The 19,612-nt window shown below is 51.2% G+C and carries 1 protein-coding gene; it reads left to right on the top strand.

Going from position 1 to position 19,612, the window contains the following annotated elements; all coding sequences use genetic code 11:
• The first annotated feature begins 38 nt into the window (after positions 1-38).
• Positions 39-19,529 (top strand): beta strand repeat-containing protein, encoded by a 19,491-nt coding sequence (locus ACJJII_RS07835; RefSeq protein WP_444918837.1) that lies wholly within the window; start codon positions 39-41, stop codon positions 19,527-19,529.
• The last annotated feature ends 83 nt before the right edge of the window (positions 19,530-19,612 follow it).

The raw sequence follows: 19,612 nt of genomic DNA on the forward strand, positions 1-19,612 counted from the left end.
ATTCTTTGAAAATAAAGCGGCTGGCCTTGGCGGTCAGAATGTCACATTTGGCATGTTTTGGAATTGCAGCTGGAATACTAAGCCCTTTGGCTATTGCCGCACCAGAAGGTGGCTCGATAATTGCCGGTGAAGGGACCATTGATTATAGTGGTGATGTAACTACCATTGATCAAGATTCTGGTCTTTTATCCATCGACTGGAACTCATTTAATGTTGAGGCAAATGAGACAGTTATTTTTGATCAGTCAAGTGCATCAGATATTGTTCTTAATAGAATTCTTGATGAAAGTGCAAGTAATATTCATGGCTCTATCCAAGCAGATGGCCATGTTATTTTGGTGAACCCTCGCGGAATTCTATTTACAGAAACTGCGACAGTAAATGTAGGGGCTCTAACTGCTTCCGGCCTTGAGATTACTTCAGAAGATTTCATGGCATTGAATACGGATTTTGTACTTGAAAGTGTTGGCACTGATAGTGAAGCAGGTTTCGTTATTAATAGGGGCACTATTAATGCATCTAGCGCCGTTCTTGTAGGTAAATATGTAGAGAACAGTCTTGGTGATACCTCTCTTGCCGACACAACTGGATTGATTCAAGCTGAGTTAGTGATTTTGGCTGCAGGGGACACAGCTGCCTTAACTTTTGATACCGATGGGTTAATCGGGGTTGAGGTGACATCTGCTGTAGCAGAAAATGCTCTAGGTGTTGATAGTGCGGTTCTCAATAGTGGTTCTATCGAGTCAGCCACTGTTTTAATGGAGGCAAATGTATCTAGTGATTTGTTCACGGCTGCCGTGAATAATGAAGGTACTATTCAGGCTAGGGGTATTGATACCAGCGATGGAAAAATTCGCCTTTTCGGTTCTGGTGGGAGTGTTGTTAATAGCGGGAATCTAGAAGTTTCTCTAACGAATGGAGGAACCGAAGATGTCAATGCACAGCTTGAGGTTGAAACAACAGATTCATTTGTTAATACCGGTTCTATCGATGCTACAAATTTCTCTTTCTCAGTGGGGCAGTCGGGTGATGGCTCGGAAAACGAACTTGGTGAAATAGAATTCTCTGGAACTGCCGTAATCACCGGTGGGGCAGGTGAGGATAAGTATACGCTTTCATCCGAGGCTGAATATATTAGCTCTGGGGATGAAGAGCATAGCTTTAGTGTTTCCCAGAGTGAAGATTTCGCCGCTAGTATATCTTTTAGCAATGTAGAATTAGTAGATGCTGGCTCTAACACTGGTATCACTGATAAATTAATTACCGCCAGTCAAGTGGATTTAACCGGTCTTGAAAAAGAGCTTATTAATAATGGGACCACTTTCCAAAATATGGACAGTGTGGCGTTTAGCGATGCCACAACCGGTATTATTGCGGGCTCCAGTAACAGTGATACTTTCGAGATAGTCAGCAGTTCAGAAATTACTGCAAACGATATTAGTTTTACGGGCTTTAACAGCACCATTGACGCAGGGATCGAGTCGGATGCCAGTGATGCGGATACATTGATTACCGCGTCTCAAGTAGACCTCACCGGCACCGCTAAAGAGCTGATTAATACCGGTATCACTTTCCAGAATATGGACAGTGTGGCGTTTAGCGATGCCACAACCGGTATTATTGCGGGCTCCAGTAACAGTGATACTTTCGAGATAGTCAGCAGTTCAGAAATTACCGCAAACGATATTAGTTTTACGGGCTTTAACAGCACCATTGACGCGGGAATCGAGTCGGATGCCAGTGATGCGGATACACTGATCACCGCGTCACAAGTAGACCTCACCGGCACCGCCAAAGAGCTGATTAATACCGGCATCACTTTCCAGAATATGGACAGTGTGGCGTTTAGCGATGCCACAACCGGGATAATCGTTGGTTCGGAAGAGAGCGATACCTTTGCTCTGGTGAGTGATAGTGAAATCACTGCGAATGAGATTGCGTTTACCGGCTTTAACAGCACTATTGATGCTGGCAGTAAAGGGGATGGTTCAGATACAGATATCCTGCTGGGTACTGATGGGGTTGATGAATTTGCCATTACTGATAGCGGTGATTTAGAAGTTGGTGGCAACCTTGTCTTTAGCAATCTGGAAACCGTTGATGCTGGGGCGGATAGCGGTGTTATAGACACTTTAACTACGGCAACACAGGTAGATCTCACCGGCACCGCCAAAGAGCTGATTAATACCGGTATCACTTTTCAGAATATGGACAGTGTGGCGTTTAGCGATGCCACAACCGGGATAATCGTTGGTTCGGAAGAGAGCGATACTTTTGCTCTGGTGAGTGATAGTGAAATCACTGCGAATGAGATTGCGTTTACCGGCTTTAACAGCACTATTGATGCTGGCAGTAAAGGGGATGGTTCAGATACAGATATCTTGCTGGGTACCGATGGGGTTGATGAATTTGCCATTACTGATAGCGGTGATTTAGAAGTTGGTGGCAACCTTGTCTTTAGCAATCTGGAAACCGTTGATGCTGGGGCGGATAGCGGTGTTATAGACACTTTAACTACGGCAACACAGGTGGATCTCACCGGCACCGCTAAAGAGCTGATTAATACCGGTATCACTTTCCAGAATATGGACAGTGTGGCGTTTAGCGATGCCACAACTGGCATTATTGCGGGCTCCAGTAACAGTGATACTTTCGAGATAGTCAGCAGTTCAGAAATTACTGCAAACGATATTAGTTTTACGGGCTTTAACAGCACCATTGACGCAGGAATCGAGTCGGATGCCAGTGATGCGGATACACTGATTACCGCGTCTCAAGTAGACCTTACCGGCACCGCTAAAGAATTGATTAATACCGGTATCACTTTCCAGAATATGGACAGTGTGGCGTTTAGTGATGCCACAACCGGTATTATTGCGGGCTCCAGTAACAGTGATACTTTCGAGATAGTCAGCAGTTCAGAAATTACTGCAAACGATATTAGTTTTACGGGCTTTAACAGCACCATTGACGCAGGAATCGAGTCGGATGCCAGTGATGCGGATACACTGATCACCGCGTCACAAGTAGACCTCACCGGCACCGCTAAAGAGCTGATTAATACCGGTATCACTTTCCAGAACATGGACAGTGTGGCGTTTAGCGATGCCACAACTGGCATTATTGCGGGCTCCAGTAACAGTGATACTTTCGAGATAGTCAGCAGTTCAGAAATTACTGCAAACGATATTAGTTTTACGGGCTTTAACAGCACCATTGACGCAGGAATCGAGTCGGATGTCAGTGATGCGGATACACTGATCACCGCGTCACAAGTAGACCTCACCGGCACCGCCAAAGAGCTGATTAATACCGGCATCACTTTCCAGAATATGGACAGTGTGGCGTTTAGCGATGCCACAACCGGTATTATTGCGGGCTCCAGTAACAGTGATACTTTCGAGATAGTCAGCAGTTCAGAAATTACCGCAAACGATATTAGTTTTACGGGCTTTAACAGCACCATTGACGCAGGAATCGAGTCGGATGCCAGTGATGCGGATACACTGATCACCGCGTCACAAGTAGACCTCACCGGCACCGCCAAAGAGCTGGTTAATACCGGCATCACTTTCCAGAATATGGACAGTGTGGCGTTTAGCGATGCCACAACCGGGATAATCGTTGGTTCGGAAGAGAGCGATACCTTTGCTCTGGTGAGTGATAGTAAAATCACTGCGAATGAGATTGCGTTTACCGGCTTTAACAGCACTATTGATGCAGGCAGTAAAGGGGATGGTTCAGATACAGATATCTTGCTGGGTACCGATGGGGTTGATGAATTTGCCATTACTGATAGCGGTGATTTAGAAGTTGGTGGCAACCTTGTCTTTAGCAATTTGGAAACCGTTGATGCTGGGGCGGATAGCGGTGTTATAGACACTTTAACTACGGCAACACAGGTGGATCTCACCGGCACCGCTAAAGAGCTGATTAATACCGGTATCACTTTCCAGAACATGGACAGTGTGGCGCTTAGCGATGCCACAACTGGCATTATTGCGGGCTCCAGTAACAGTGATAGTTTCGAGATAGTCAGCAGTTCAGAAATTACCGCAAACGATATTAGTTTTACGGGCTTTAACAGCACCATTGACGCAGGAATCGAGTCGGATGCCAGTGATGCGGATACACTGATCACCGTGTCACAAGTAGACCTCACCGGCACCGCTAAAGAGCTGATTAATACCGGTATCACTTTCCAGAACATGGACAGTGTGGCGTTTAGTGATGCCACAACCGGTATTATTGCGGGCTCCAGTAACAGTGATACTTTCGAGATAGTCAGCAGTTCAGAAATTACTGCAAACGATATTAGTTTTACGGGCTTTAACAGCACCATTGACGCAGGAATCGAGTCGGATGTCAGTGATGCGGATACACTGATCACCGCGTCTCAAGTAGACCTCACCGGCACCGCCAAAGAATTGATTAATACCGGTATCACTTTCCAGAATATGGACAGTGTGGCGTTTAGCGATGCTACAACCGGTATTATTGCGGGCTCCAGTAACAGTGATACTTTCGAGATAGTCAGCAGTTCAGAAATTACTGCAAACGATATTAGTTTTACGGGCTTTAACAGCACCATTGACGCAGGGATCGAGTCGGATGTCAGTGATGCGGATACACTGATCACCGCGTCACAAGTAGACCTCACCGGCACCGCCAAAGAGCTGATTAATACCGGCATCACTTTCCAGAATATGGACAGTGTGGCGTTTAGCGATGCCACAACCGGGATAATCGTTGGTTCGGAAGAGAGCGATACCTTTGCTCTGGTGAGTGATAGTGAAATCACTGCGAATGAGATTGCGTTTACCGGCTTTAACAGTTCTATTGATGCAGGCAGTAAAGGGGATGGTTCAGATACAGATATCCTGCTGGGTACTGATGGGGTTGATGAATTTGCCATTACTGATAGCGGTGATTTAGAAGTTGGTGGCAACCTTGTCTTTAGCAATCTGGAAACCGTTGATGCCGGAGCTGATAGCGGTGTTATAGACACTTTAACTACGGCAACACAGGTGGATCTCACCGGCACCGCCAAAGAGCTGATTAATACCGGTATCACTTTCCAGAATATGGACAGTGTGGCGTTTAGCGATGCCACAACTGGCATTATTGCGGGCTCCAGTAACAGTGATACTTTCGAGATAGTCAGCAGTTCAGAAATTACTGCAAACGATATTAGTTTTACGGGCTTTAACAGCACCATTGACGCAGGAATCGAGCCGGATGCCAGTGATGCGGATACACTGATTACCGCGTCTCAAGTAGACCTTACCGGCACCGCCAAAGAGCTGATTAATACCGGTATCACTTTCCAGAATATGGACAGTGTGGCGTTTAGTGATGCCACAACCGGTATTATTGCGGGCTCCAGTAACAGTGATACTTTCGAGATAGTCAGCAGTTCAAAAATTACCGCAAATGATATTAGTTTTACGGGCTTTAACAGCACCATTGACGCAGGGATCGAGTCGGATGCCAGTGATGCGGATACACTGATCACCGCATCTCAAGTAGACCTCACCGGTACTGCCAAAGAGCTGATTAATACCGGTATCACTTTCCAGAATATGGACAGTGTGGCGTTTAGCGATGCCACAACTGGCATTATTGCGGGCTCCAGTAACAGTGATACTTTCGAGATAGTCAGCAGTTCAGAAATTACTGCAAACGATATTAGTTTTACGGGCTTTAACAGCACCATTGACGCAGGAATCGAGTCGGATGCCAGTGATGCGGATACACTGATTACCGCGTCTCAAGTAGACCTTACCGGCACCGCTAAAGAATTGATTAATACCGGTATCACTTTCCAGAATATGGACAGTGTGGCGTTTAGTGATGCCACAACCGGTATTATTGCGGGCTCCAGTAACAGTGATACTTTCGAGATAGTCAGCAGTTCAGAAATTACTGCAAACGATATTAGTTTTACGGGCTTTAACAGCACCATTGACGCAGGAATCGAGCCGGATGCCAGTGATGCGGATACACTGATTACCGCGTCTCAAGTAGACCTTACCGGCACCGCCAAAGAATTGATTAATACCGGTATCACTTTCCAGAATATGGACAGTGTGGCGTTTAGTGATGCCACAACCGGTATTATTGCGGGCTCCAGTAACAGTGATACTTTCGAGATAGTCAGCAGTTCAAAAATTACCGCAAATGATATTAGTTTTACGGGCTTTAACAGCACCATTGACGCAGGGATCGAGTCGGATGCCAGTGATGCGGATACACTGATCACCGCATCTCAAGTAGACCTCACCGGTACTGCCAAAGAGCTGATTAATACCGGTATCACTTTCCAGAATATGGACAGTGTGGCGTTTAGCGATGCCACAACTGGCATTATTGCGGGCTCCAGTAACAGTGATACTTTCGAGATAGTCAGCAGTTCAGAAATTACTGCAAACGATATTAGTTTTACGGGCTTTAACAGCACCATTGACGCAGGGATCGAGTCGGATGCCAGTGATGCGGATACACTGATCACCGCATCTCAAGTAGACCTCACCGGCACTGCCAAAGAGCTGATTAATACCGGTATCACTTTCCAGAATATGGACAGTGTGGCGTTTAGCGATGCCACAACTGGCATTATTGCGGGCTCCAGTAACAGTGATACTTTCGAGATAGTCAGCAGTTCAGAAATTACTGCAAACGATATTAGTTTTACGGGCTTTAACAGCACCATTGACGCAGGGATCGAGTCGGATGCCAGTGATGCGGATACACTGATTACCGCGTCTCAAGTAGACCTCACCGGCACCGCCAAAGAGCTGATTAATACCGGTATCACTTTCCAGAATATGGACAGTGTGGCGTTTAGTGATGCCACAACCGGTATTATTGCGGGCTCCAGTAACAGTGATACTTTCGAGATAGTCAGCAGTTCAGAAATTACTGCAAACGATATTAGTTTTACGGGCTTTAACAGCACCATTGACGCAGGAATCGAGTCGGATGCCAGTGATGCGGATACACTGATCACCGCGTCTCAAGTAGACCTCACCGGCACCGCCAAAGAATTGATTAATACCGGTATCACTTTCCAGAATATGGACAGTGTGGCGTTTAGTGATGCCACAACCGGTATTATTGCGGGCTCCAGTAACAGTGATACTTTCGAGATAGTCAGCAGTTCAGAAATTACTGCAAACGATATTAGTTTTACGGGCTTTAACAGCACTATTGACGCAGGAATCGAGCCGGATGCCAGTGATGCGGATACACTGATTACCGCGTCTCAAGTAGACCTTACCGGCACCGCCAAAGAATTGATTAATACCGGTATCACTTTCCAGAATATGGACAGTGTGGCGTTTAGTGATGCCACAACCGGTATTATTGCGGGCTCCAGTAACAGTGATACTTTCGAGATAGTCAGCAGTTCAAAAATTACCGCAAATGATATTAGTTTTACGGGCTTTAACAGCACCATTGACGCAGGGATCGAGTCGGATGCCAGTGATGCGGATACCTTGATTACCGCGTCTCAAGTAGACCTCACCGGCACCGCCAAAGAGCTGATTAATACCGGTATCACTTTCCAGAATATGGACAGTGTGGCGTTTAGCAATGCCACAACCGGGATAATCGTTGGTTCGGAAGAGAGCGATACCTTTGCTCTGGTGAGTGATAGTGAAATCACTGCGAATGAGATTGCGTTTACCGGCTTTAACAGCACTATTGATGCTGGCAGTAAAGGGGATGGTTCAGATACAGATATCCTGCTGGGTACTGATGGGGTTGATGAATTTGCCATTACTGATAGCGGTGATTTAGAAGTTGGTGGCAACCTTGTCTTTAGTAATCTGGAAACCGTTGATGCCGGAGCTGATAGCGGTGTTATAGACACTTTAACTACGGCAACACAGGTGGATCTCACCGGCACCGCCAAAGAGCTGATTAATACCGGTATCACTTTCCAGAATATGGACAGTGTGGCGTTTAGCGATGCCACAACTGGCATTATTGCGGGCTCCAGTAACAGTGATACTTTCGAGATAGTCAGCAGTTCAGAAATTACTGCAAACGATATTAGTTTTACGGGCTTTAACAGCACCATTGACGCAGGGATCGAGTCGGATGCCAGTGATGCGGATACACTGATTACCGCGTCTCAAGTAGACCTTACCGGCACCGCCAAAGAGCTGATTAATACCGGCATCACTTTCCAGAATATGGACAGTGTGGCGTTTAGCAATGCCACAACCGGGATAATCGTTGGTTCGGAAGAGAGCGATACCTTTGCTCTGGTGAGTGATAGTGAAATCACTGCGAATGAGATTGCGTTTACCGGCTTTAACAGTTCTATTGATGCAGGCAGTAAAGGGGATGGTTCAGATACAGATATCCTGCTGGGTACTGATGGGGTTGATGAATTTGCCATTACTGATAGCGGTGATTTAGAAGTTGGTGGCAACCTTGTCTTTAGCAATCTGGAAACCGTTGATGCCGGAGCTGATAGCGGTGTTATAGACACTTTAACTACGGCAACACAGGTGGATCTCACCGGCACCGCCAAAGAGCTGATTAATACCGGTATCACTTTCCAGAATATGGACAGTGTGGCGTTTAGCGATGCCACAACTGGCATTATTGCGGGCTCCAGTAACAGTGATACTTTCGAGATAGTCAGCAGTTCAGAAATTACTGCAAACGATATTAGTTTTACGGGCTTTAACAGCACCATTGACGCAGGGATCGAGTCGGATGCCAGTGATGCGGATACACTGATTACCGCGTCTCAAGTAGACCTTACCGGCACCGCCAAAGAATTGATTAATACCGGTATCACTTTCCAGAATATGGACAGTGTGGCGTTTAGTGATGCCACAACCGGTATTATTGCGGGCTCCAGTAACAGTGATACTTTCGAGATAGTCAGCAGTTCAAAAATTACTGCAAATGATATTAGTTTTACGGGCTTTAACAGCACCATTGACGCAGGGATCGAGTCGGATGCCAGTGATGCGGATACACTGATCACCGCATCTCAAGTAGACCTCACCGGCACTGCCAAAGAGCTGATTAATACCGGTATCACTTTCCAGAATATGGACAGTGTGGCGTTTAGCGATGCCACAACTGGCATTATTGCGGGCTCCAGTAACAGTGATACTTTCGAGATAGTCAGCAGTTCAGAAATTACTGCAAACGATATTAGTTTTACGGGCTTTAACAGCACCATTGACGCAGGGATCGAGTCGGATGCCAGTGATGCGGATACACTGATCACCGCATCTAAAGTAGACCTCACCGGCACTGCCAAAGAGCTGATTAATACCGGTATCACTTTCCAGAATATGGACAGTGTGGCGTTTAGCGATGCCACAACTGGCATTATTGCGGGCTCCAGTAACAGTGATACTTTCGAGATAGTCAGCAGTTCAGAAATTACTGCAAACGATATTAGTTTTACGGGCTTTAACAGCACCATTGACGCAGGGATCGAGTCGGATGCCAGTGATGCGGATACACTGATCACCGCATCTCAAGTAGACCTCACCGGCACTGCCAAAGAGCTGATTAATACCGGTATCACTTTCCAGAATATGGACAGTGTGGCGTTTAGCGATGCCACAACTGGCATTATTGCGGGCTCCAGTAACAGTGATACTTTCGAGATAGTCAGCAGTTCAGAAATTACTGCAAACGATATTAGTTTTACGGGCTTTAACAGCACCATTGACGCAGGGATCGAGTCGGATGCCAGTGATGCGGATACACTGATTACCGCGTCTCAAGTAGACCTCACCGGCACCGCCAAAGAGCTGATTAATACCGGTATCACTTTCCAGAATATGGACAGTGTGGCGTTTAGTGATGCCACAACCGGTATTATTGCGGGCTCCAGTAACAGTGATACTTTCGAGATAGTCAGCAGTTCAGAAATTACTGCAAACGATATTAGTTTTACGGGCTTTAACAGCACCATTGACGCAGGAATCGAGTCGGATGCCAGTGATGCGGATACACTGATCACCGCGTCTCAAGTAGACCTCACCGGCACCGCCAAAGAGCTGATTAATACCGGCATCACTTTCCAGAATATGGACAGTGTGGCGTTTAGCGATGCCACAACTGGCATTATTGCGGGCTCCAGTAACAGTGATACTTTCGAAATAGTCAGCAGTTCAGAAATTACCGCAAACGATATTAGTTTTACGGGCTTTAACAGCACCATTGACGCAGGAATCGAGTCGGATGCCAGTGATGCGGATACACTGATCACCGCGTCACAAGTAGACCTCACCGGCACCGCCAAAGAATTGATTAATACCGGTATCACTTTCCAGAATATGGACAGTGTGGCGTTTAGCGATGCCACAACCGGTATTATTGCGGGCTCCAGTAACAGTGATACTTTCGAGATAGTCAGCAGTTCAGAAATTACTGCAAACGATATTAGTTTTACGGGCTTTAACAGCACCATTGACGCAGGGATCGAGTCGGATGCCAGTGATGCGGATACATTGATCACCGCGTCTCAAGTAGACCTCACCGGCACCGCTAAAGAGCTGATTAATACCGGTATCACTTTCCAGAACATGGACAGTGTGGCGTTTAGCGATGCCACAACTGGCATTATTGCGGGCTCCAGTAACAGTGATACTTTCGAGATAGTCAGCAGTTCAGAAATTACCGCAAACGATATTAGTTTTACGGGCTTTAACAGCACTATTGACGCAGGAATCGAGTCGGATGCCAGTGATGCGGATACACTGATCACCGCGTCTCAAGTAGACCTCACCGGCACCGCTAAAGAGCTGATTAATACCGATATCACTTTCCAGAACATGGACAGTGTGGCGTTTAGCGATGCCACAACTGGCATTATTGCGGGCTCCAGTAACAGTGATACTTTCGAGATAGTCAGCAGTTCAGAAATTACTGCAAACGATATTAGTTTTACGGGCTTTAACAGCACCATTGACGCAGGAATCGAGTTGGATGCCAGTGATGCGGATACACTGATCACCGCGTCTCAAGTAGACCTCACCGGCACCGCCAAAGAATTGATTAATACCGGCATCACTTTCCAGAATATGGACAGTGTGGCGTTTAGCGATGCCACAACCGGGATAATCGTTGGTTCGGAAGAGAGCGATACCTTTGCTCTGGTGAGTGATAGTGAAATCACTGCGAATGAGATTGCGTTTACCGGCTTTAACAGTTCTATTGATGCAGGCAGTAAAGGGGATGGTTCAGATACAGATATCCTGCTGGGTACTGATGGGGTTGATGAATTTGCCATTACTGATAGCGGTGATTTAGAAGTTGGTGGCAACCTTGTCTTTAGTAATCTGGAAACCGTCAATGCACTTGACGGAGCAGATACCCTAAATGTTGATGAAGCTTATCTAGAAGACGGTGAAATTAATGGAATTCTATTCCTTAATTTAAGTAGCATCGCTGCGAGTTACTTGTCGATTGGAGCAGATCAGTCAGGTGACTTTCATGTCCTCGGAAGTGGTCATATTGCTTCAGATACTGACGGTGATTTGAGCAATGGATATGAATATAACTTCACAAGTGTGGAAAATGTAATAACCAACGGATTTGCAGATAGCGTTACAGGTTATACCGGTGAGGATTGGATTGTTACAGCAGAAAATGCAGCAACTAATTACGAAATAAACTTTGAAGGTGTAACCCTTCTAATTGCTGATGATGCGGGAGTAATAGGTCTAGATGGTTATGAGTGGACGCTAGCAAGTAGCGATAACCAGGTAGTCCATGCTGGAATTACTATTGCTGATGCCAGCACTGTAAGTGGCGGCAACGGCGTCCTCAGCAGTATCTATGATGACCACTACAGCTTTAATGCCGACGCCGACGAAGTGACCGTCGATAGCATGGTCTTCGCCGACCTCAGCAGCATCGCCGCCAGCGGCAGTGCCGACAGTGTCAGCGGCGGCGCCAATTACGGCTGGAGCCTGACCGCCACCGACAACCAAGTGGTGCACAACGGCGTCACCATCACCGGCGCCGAAGCCCTGAGCGGTGGCGACGGCAGCCTGAGCAGCAGCGAAACCGACAGCTACAGCTTTAATGATGATGCCGACGAAGTAACCGTCGACAGCATGGTCTTCGCCGACCTCAGCAGCATCGCCGCCAGCGGCAGTGCCGACAGTGTCAGCGGCGGCGCCAATTACGGCTGGAGCCTGACCGCCACCGACAACCAAGTGGTGCACAACGGCGTCACCATCACCGGCGCCGAAGCCCTGAGCGGTGGCGACGGCAGCCTGAGCAGCAGCGAAACCGACAGCTACAGCTTTAATGATGATGCCGACGAAGTGACCGTCGACAGCATGGTCTTCGCCGACCTCAGCAGCATCGCCGCCAGCGGCAGTGCCGACAGTGTCAGCGGCGGCGCCAATTACGGCTGGAGCCTGACCGCCACCGACAACCAAGTGGTGCACAACGGCGTCACCATCACCGGCGCCGAAGCTCTGAGCGGTGGCGACGGCAGCCTGAGCAGCAGCGAAACCGACAGCTACAGCTTTAATGATGATGCCGACGAAGTGACCGTCGACAGCATGGTCTTCGCCGACCTCAGCAGCATCGCCGCCAGCGGCAGTGCCGACAGTGTCAGCGGCGGCGCCAATTACGGCTGGAGCCTGACCGCCACCGACAACCAAGTGGTGCACAACGGCGTCACCATCACCGGCGCCGAAGCCCTGAGCGGTGGCGACGGCAGCCTGAGCAGCAGCGAAACCGACAGCTACAGCTTTAATGATGATGCCGACGAAGTAACCGTCGACAGCATGGTCTTCGCCGACCTCAGCAGCATCGCCGCCAGCGGCAGTGCCGACAGTGTCAGCGGCGGCGCCAATTACGGCTGGAGCCTGACCGCCACCGACAACCAAGTGGTGCACAACGGCGTCACCATCACCGGCGCCGAAGCCCTGAGCGGTGGCGACGGCAGCTTGAGCAGCAGCGAAACCGACAGCTACAGCTTTAATGATGATGCCGACGAAGTGACCGTCGACAGCATGGTCTTCGCCGACCTCAGCAGCATCGCCGCCAGCGGCAGTGCCGACAGTGTCAGCGGCGGCGCCAATTACGGCTGGAGCCTGACCGCCACCGACAACCAAGTGGTGCACAACGGCGTCACCATCACCGGCGCCGAAGCTCTGAGCGGTGGCGACGGCAGCCTGAGCAGCAGCGAAACCGACAGCTACAGCTTTAATGATGATGCCGACGAAGTGACCGTCGACAGCATGGTCTTCGCCGACCTCAGCAGCATCGCCGCCAGCGGCAGTGCCGACAGTGTCAGCGGCGGCGCCAATTACGGCTGGAGCCTGACCGCCACCGACAACCAAGTGGTGCACAACGGCGTCACCATCACCGGCGCCGAAGCCCTGAGCGGTGGCGACGGCAGCCTGAGCAGCAGTGAAACCGACAGCTACAGCTTTAATGATGATGCCGACGAAGTAACCGTCGACAGCATGGTCTTCGCCGACCTCAGCAGCATCGCCGCCAGCGGCAGTGCCGACAGTGTCAGCGGCGGCGCCAATTACGGCTGGAGCCTGACCGCCACCGACAACCAAGTGGTGCACAACGGCGTCACCATCACCGGCGCCGAAGCCCTGAGCGGTGGCGACGGCAGCCTGAGCAGCAGCGAAACCGACAGCTACAGCTTTAATGATGATGCCGACGAAGTGACCGTCGACAGCATGGTCTTCGCCGACCTCAGCAGCATCGCCGCCAGCGGCAGTGCCGACAGTGTCAGCGGCGGCGCCAATTACGGCTGGAGCCTGACCGCCACCGACAACCAAGTGGTGCACAACGGCGTCACCATCACCGGCGCCGAAGCCCTGAGCGGTGGCGACGGCAGCCTGAGCAGCAGCGAAACCGACAGCTACAGCTTTAATGATGATGCCGACGAAGTGACCGTCGACAGCATGGTCTTCGCCGACCTCAGCAGCATCGCCGCCAGCGGCAGTGCCGACAGTGTCAGCGGCGGCGCCAATTACGGCTGGAGCCTGACCGCCACCGACAACCAAGTGGTGCACAACGGCGTCACCATCACCGGCGCCGAAGCTCTGAGCGGTGGCGACGGCAGCCTGAGCAGCAGCGAAACCGACAGCTACAGCTTTAATGATGATGCCGACGAAGTGACCGTCGACAGCATGGTCTTCGCCGACCTCAGCAGCATCGCCGCCAGCGGCAGTGCCGACAGTGTCAGCGGCGGCGCCAATTACGGCTGGAGCCTGACCGCCACCGACAACCAAGTGGTGCACAACGGCGTCACCATCACCGGCGCCGAAGCCCTGAGCGGTGGCGACGGCAGCCTGAGCAGCAGCGAAACCGACAGCTACAGCTTTAATGATGATGCCGACGAAGTGACCGTCGACAGCATGGTCTTCGCCGACCTCAGCAGCATCGCCGCCAGCGGCAGTGCCGACAGTGTCAGCGGCGGCGCCAATTACGGCTGGAGCCTGACCGCCACCGACAACCAAGTGGTGCACAACGGCGTCACCATCACCGGCGCCGAAGCCCTGAGCGGTGGCGACGGCAGCCTGAGCAGCAGCGAAACCGACAGCTACAGCTTTAATGATGATGCCGACGAAGTAACCGTCGACAGCATGGTCTTCGCCGACCTCAGCAGCATCGCCGCCAGCGGCAGTGCCGACAGTGTCAGCGGCGGCGCCAATTACGGCTGGAGCCTGACCGCCACCGACAACCAAGTGGTGCACAACGGCGTCACCATCACCGGCGCCGAAGCCCTGAGCGGTGGCGACGGCAGCCTGAGCAGCAGCGAAACCGACAGCTACAGCTTTAATGATGATGCCGACGAAGTGACCGTCGACAGCATGGTCTTCGCCGACCTCAGCAGCATCGCCGCCAGCGGCAGTGCCGACAGTGTCAGCGGCGGCGCCAATTACGGCTGGAGCCTGACCGCCACCGACAACCAAGTGGTGCACAACGGCGTCACCATCACCGGCGCCGAAGCTCTGAGCGGTGGCGACGGCAGCCTGAGCAGCAGCGAAACCGACAGCTACAGCTTTAATGATGATGCCGACGAAGTGACCGTCGACAGCATGGTCTTCGCCGACCTCAGCAGCATCGCCGCCAGCGGCAGTGCCGACAGTGTCAGCGGCGGCGCCAATTACGGCTGGAGCCTGACCGCCACCGACAACCAAGTGGTGCACAACGGCGTCACCATCACCGGCGCCGAAGCCCTGAGCGGTGGCGACGGCAGCCTGAGCAGCAGCGAAACCGACAGCTACAGCTTTAATGATGATGCCGACGAAGTAACCGTCGACAGCATGGTCTTCGCCGACCTCAGCAGCATCGCCGCCAGCGGCAGTGCCGACAGTGTCAGCGGCGGCGCCAATTACGGCTGGAGCCTGACCGCCACCGACAACCAAGTGGTGCACAACGGCGTCACCATCACCGGCGCCGAAGCCCTGAGCGGTGGCGACGGCAGCTTGAGCAGCAGCGAAACCGACAGCTACAGCTTTAATGATGATGCCGACGAAGTGACCGTCGACAGCATGGTCTTCGCCGACCTCAGCAGCATCGCCGCCAGCGGCAGTGCCGACAGTGTCAGCGGCGGCGCCAATTACGGCTGGAGCCTGACCGCCACCGACAACCAAGTGGTGCACAACGGCGTCACCATCACCGGCGCCGAAGCTCTGAGCGGTGGCGACGGCAGCCTGAGCAGCAGCGAAACCGACAGCTACAGCTTTAATGATGATGCCGACGAAGTGACCGTCGACAGCATGGTCTTCGCCGACCTCAGCAGCATCGCCGCCAGCGGCAGTGCCGACAGTGTCAGCGGCGGCGCCAATTACGGCTGGAGCCTGACCGCCACCGACAACCAAGTGGTGCACAACGGCGTCACCATCACCGGCGCCGAAGCCCTGAGCGGTGGCGACGGCAGCCTGAGCAGCAGTGAAACCGACAGCTACAGCTTTAATGATGATGCCGACGAAGTAACCGTCGACAGCATGGTCTTCGCCGACCTCAGCAGCATCGCCGCCAGCGGCAGTGCCGACAGTGTCAGCGGCGGCGCCAATTACGGCTGGAGCCTGACCGCCACCGACAACCAAGTGGTGCACAACGGCGTCACCATCACCGGCGCCGAAGCCCTGAGCGGTGGCGACGGCAGCCTGAGCAGCAGCGAAACCGACAGCTACAGCTTTAATGATGATGCCGACGAAGTGACCGTCGACAGCATGGTCTTCGCCGACCTCAGCAGCATCGCCGCCAGCGGCAGTGCCGACAGTGTCAGCGGCGGCGCCAATTACGGCTGGAGCCTGACCGCCACCGACAACCAAGTGGTGCACAACGGCGTCACCATCACCGGCGCCGAAGCCCTGAGCGGTGGCGACGGCAGCCTGAGCAGCAGCGAAACCGACAGCTACAGCTTTAATGATGATGCCGACGAAGTGACCGTCGACAGCATGGTCTTCGCCGACCTCAGCAGCATCGCCGCCAGCGGCAGTGCCGACAGTGTCAGCGGCGGCGCCAATTACGGCTGGAGCCTGACCGCCACCGACAACCAAGTGGTGCACAACGGCGTCACCATCACCGGCGCCGAAGCTCTGAGCGGTGGCGACGGCAGCCTGAGCAGCAGCGAAACCGACAGCTACAGCTTTAATGATGATGCCGACGAAGTGACCGTCGACAGCATGGTCTTCGCCGACCTCAGCAGCATCGCCGCCAGCGGCAGTGCCGACAGTGTCAGCGGCGGCGCCAATTACGGCTGGAGCCTGACCGCCACCGACAACCAAGTGGTGCACAACGGCGTCACCATCACCGGCGCCGAAGCCCTGAGCGGTGGCGACGGCAGCCTGAGCAGCAGCGAAACCGACAGCTACAGCTTTAATGATGATGCCGACGAAGTGACCGTCGACAGCATGGTCTTCGCCGACCTCAGCAGCATCGCCGCCAGCGGCAGTGCCGACAGTGTCAGCGGCGGCGCCAATTACGGCTGGAGCCTGACCGCCACCGACAACCAAGTGGTGCACAACGGCGTCACCATCACCGGCGCCGAAGCCCTGAGCGGTGGCGACGGCAGCCTGAGCAGCAGCGAAACCGACAGCTACAGCTTTAATGATGATGCCGACGAAGTGACCGTCGACAGCATGGTCTTCGCCGACCTCAGCAGCATCGCCGCCAGCGGCAGTGCCGACAGTGTCAGCGGCGGCGCCAATTACGGCTGGAGCCTGACCGCCACCGACAACCAAGTGGTGCACAACGGCGTCACCATCACCGGCGCCGAAGCCCTGAGCGGTGGCGACGGCAGCTTGAGCAGCAGCGATAGTGATGATTTCACTATTAGTACTGAGAGTGGTGTTGCTTTGGTTAAAGTCGACAATATGGAGTTTTCCACGTTGCTTAGCATTGCAGCATCGGGAACCTCAGATTCGATTATCGGCACGGCGAGTGTTAGTAGTGAGAGTTGGACCTTAGGTGAAAATGACGGTGATATCTCTATAACGAGTATTGACTTCAGCGGCATTGAAATGGTGTCTGCTGACAGTGCAATTGTTGATGCAGCAACCTATGACCAGTCGGATGTATTTGAGCTAAGTAAGTCAAGGCAAGAACTGAAGGTTCGCGGAATTACTTTCAGTTCGGTTTCTCAAGTAACCGCAGGCACTGGCGCTGGAGATCAAATTTCAAGTGATGCAACAAGTTGGGAACTCAATGGTGTCAATGGCGAAGTTACAGTTAACGATGTTGAGTTTAGTGGCATAGATGCAGTTGCAACTAATAGTGCTCAATTATTTGGCACAGGGGCTGATGATACTTTTGAGCTAACTGAGAGCGGGCTTGAGTCAGCAGGTATTTCTTTTACCGGAATTGATTCGGTTACAAGTTATGATGGTGCGGATAAGTTAATTGGTACTTCAGGTGATGACCAATTTACCCTCTCTTCTGAGGGTGATATCAGCGTTGCGGGTATTAATTTTACAGGCCTAGAAATACTTGATGCTGGAACTGGAGATGACACTGTAACTGCGGACGGAGCAACCTGGACTTCTAGTGTCAATGATAATTCGCTAGTGAACGGCGGCGCTGTGGCTACTGTTAATAGTATTTCTGTTGAGTTTGATAATTTAGAGCTTGTTGAGGGTGCCGGTGTTTATGTTGGCCAAGATGTTGCTAGCAAGTACGTATTTAGCAGCTTGGATACGATGACTGTAGGCGGGGTAACCTTTGCTAGTTTGGAAAGTTTATCTGCCGGTAGTGCTGAAGATTCACTTTATGGCGCTAATGTGGATGCAAACTGGGACATAACGGCCTCGCAAAGTAGCGTGTCGACAAGCGAGAAGTCACTTTCATTTAGCGGTATAGAATTTATTTATGCTGGTACTGGGGTAGATATCTTCAACTTATCTGGGGGGCAGCTTAGCGGTATAGACAGTGGAGAAGGCGACGATACAGTAACGCTTTCTGGCACTACTATCGATAGTATTTCGCTAGGTGACGGTGACGACTATTTACAGGTGGATGCTGTGGGAGATCGTGCTGTTGCACTTTCCGGTGGCGAAGGGAATGATTCCTTCCAGTACAGTATGTCTGATGACGTTTGGCAGATTTTCTCTACGGGAAATAGTGTAGGTAATTACGGCTTTTCAGAGTTTGAGTTGCTTGATAACACTGCGAACAATCTGTCATTGGAAACAGACTTGAGTTTCGATTTTGTTGATGGTGGCGATTACTCTGGACTATTTAATACTAGCGGGGCGGGATTATCTTTCCATTCTAGTGGTATGAGACTGGGCTACGATGGCACTGGTGATATTAGTGTGGTCAGTAGTTCGAGTGGCACTATTGGAGGTTTGTTAAAAGCAAATCGTGCGGAGCTTACCGTTGCTGGAGATGTAAATATTGAATCTGATGTTGGCGTCCTTGGGATAGCGACTTCTGGTCCTGATGTTGATATTACTGTGCTTGCCCAAGAGGACCTGGTAATTGATGAAATTGATGCTGGGCGAGGTAATGTACAGCTTGCGAGTTTGGGCTTTGGGGCACTTACTGCTGAAACCTACGGAGACACACATATTACGGCGGCCAATGTAGCTCTGGGTACTGATACAGAACTTTGGAGTGTGATTGGTAGTGAACTGATTCCATTACGTATGGATGCGACGCAAAATGTTGAAGTCGTTTCTATCTCTTACTACGAACCTGAATTTATAGGTCAGGTGCCTAGCTTTACGAGTAAGGGTGATGAACTCCAATCTATCGCTGGCGCCCAAGCGGCCCAAGGCCTCAGGTCTGCGGTGCAAAATAGTGTGGAGGACTTCACGCAATTAGATCCTGCAATTTTCAGTGCTGTTAACCCATATACGAGTGGCGTGGATGCGGTAAATTCCCCGGAGATGCGATTGAAATCTGGGGAGCTGCAACCGGCGGCTGCAGCAGTAGAGGATGTACCTGAAGCGAACTCTGATTTTGATGCGGTGCTAGATGAAGGGGCTTCAGACTCAACAGCAGATCAATCTGATCGCACAGGGCTCTCGGGCAATGCGGGCATGTAATAAGATTAATTGAGTTTAACTTTATTTAGAAAAAGCCGGCCCATGGGGCCGGCTTTTTTACATCGGGTGTTTTATCTTTTGAT

This window comes from Microbulbifer maximicatervae (SeqCode) (assembly GCF_052467825.1).

Bases quoted from the DNA above. Each gene is read 5' to 3' on its own strand.
- ACJJII_RS07835 (WP_444918837.1), top strand. From the start codon at position 39: ATGTCACATTTGGCATGTTTTGGAATTGCAGCTGGAATACTAAGCCCT.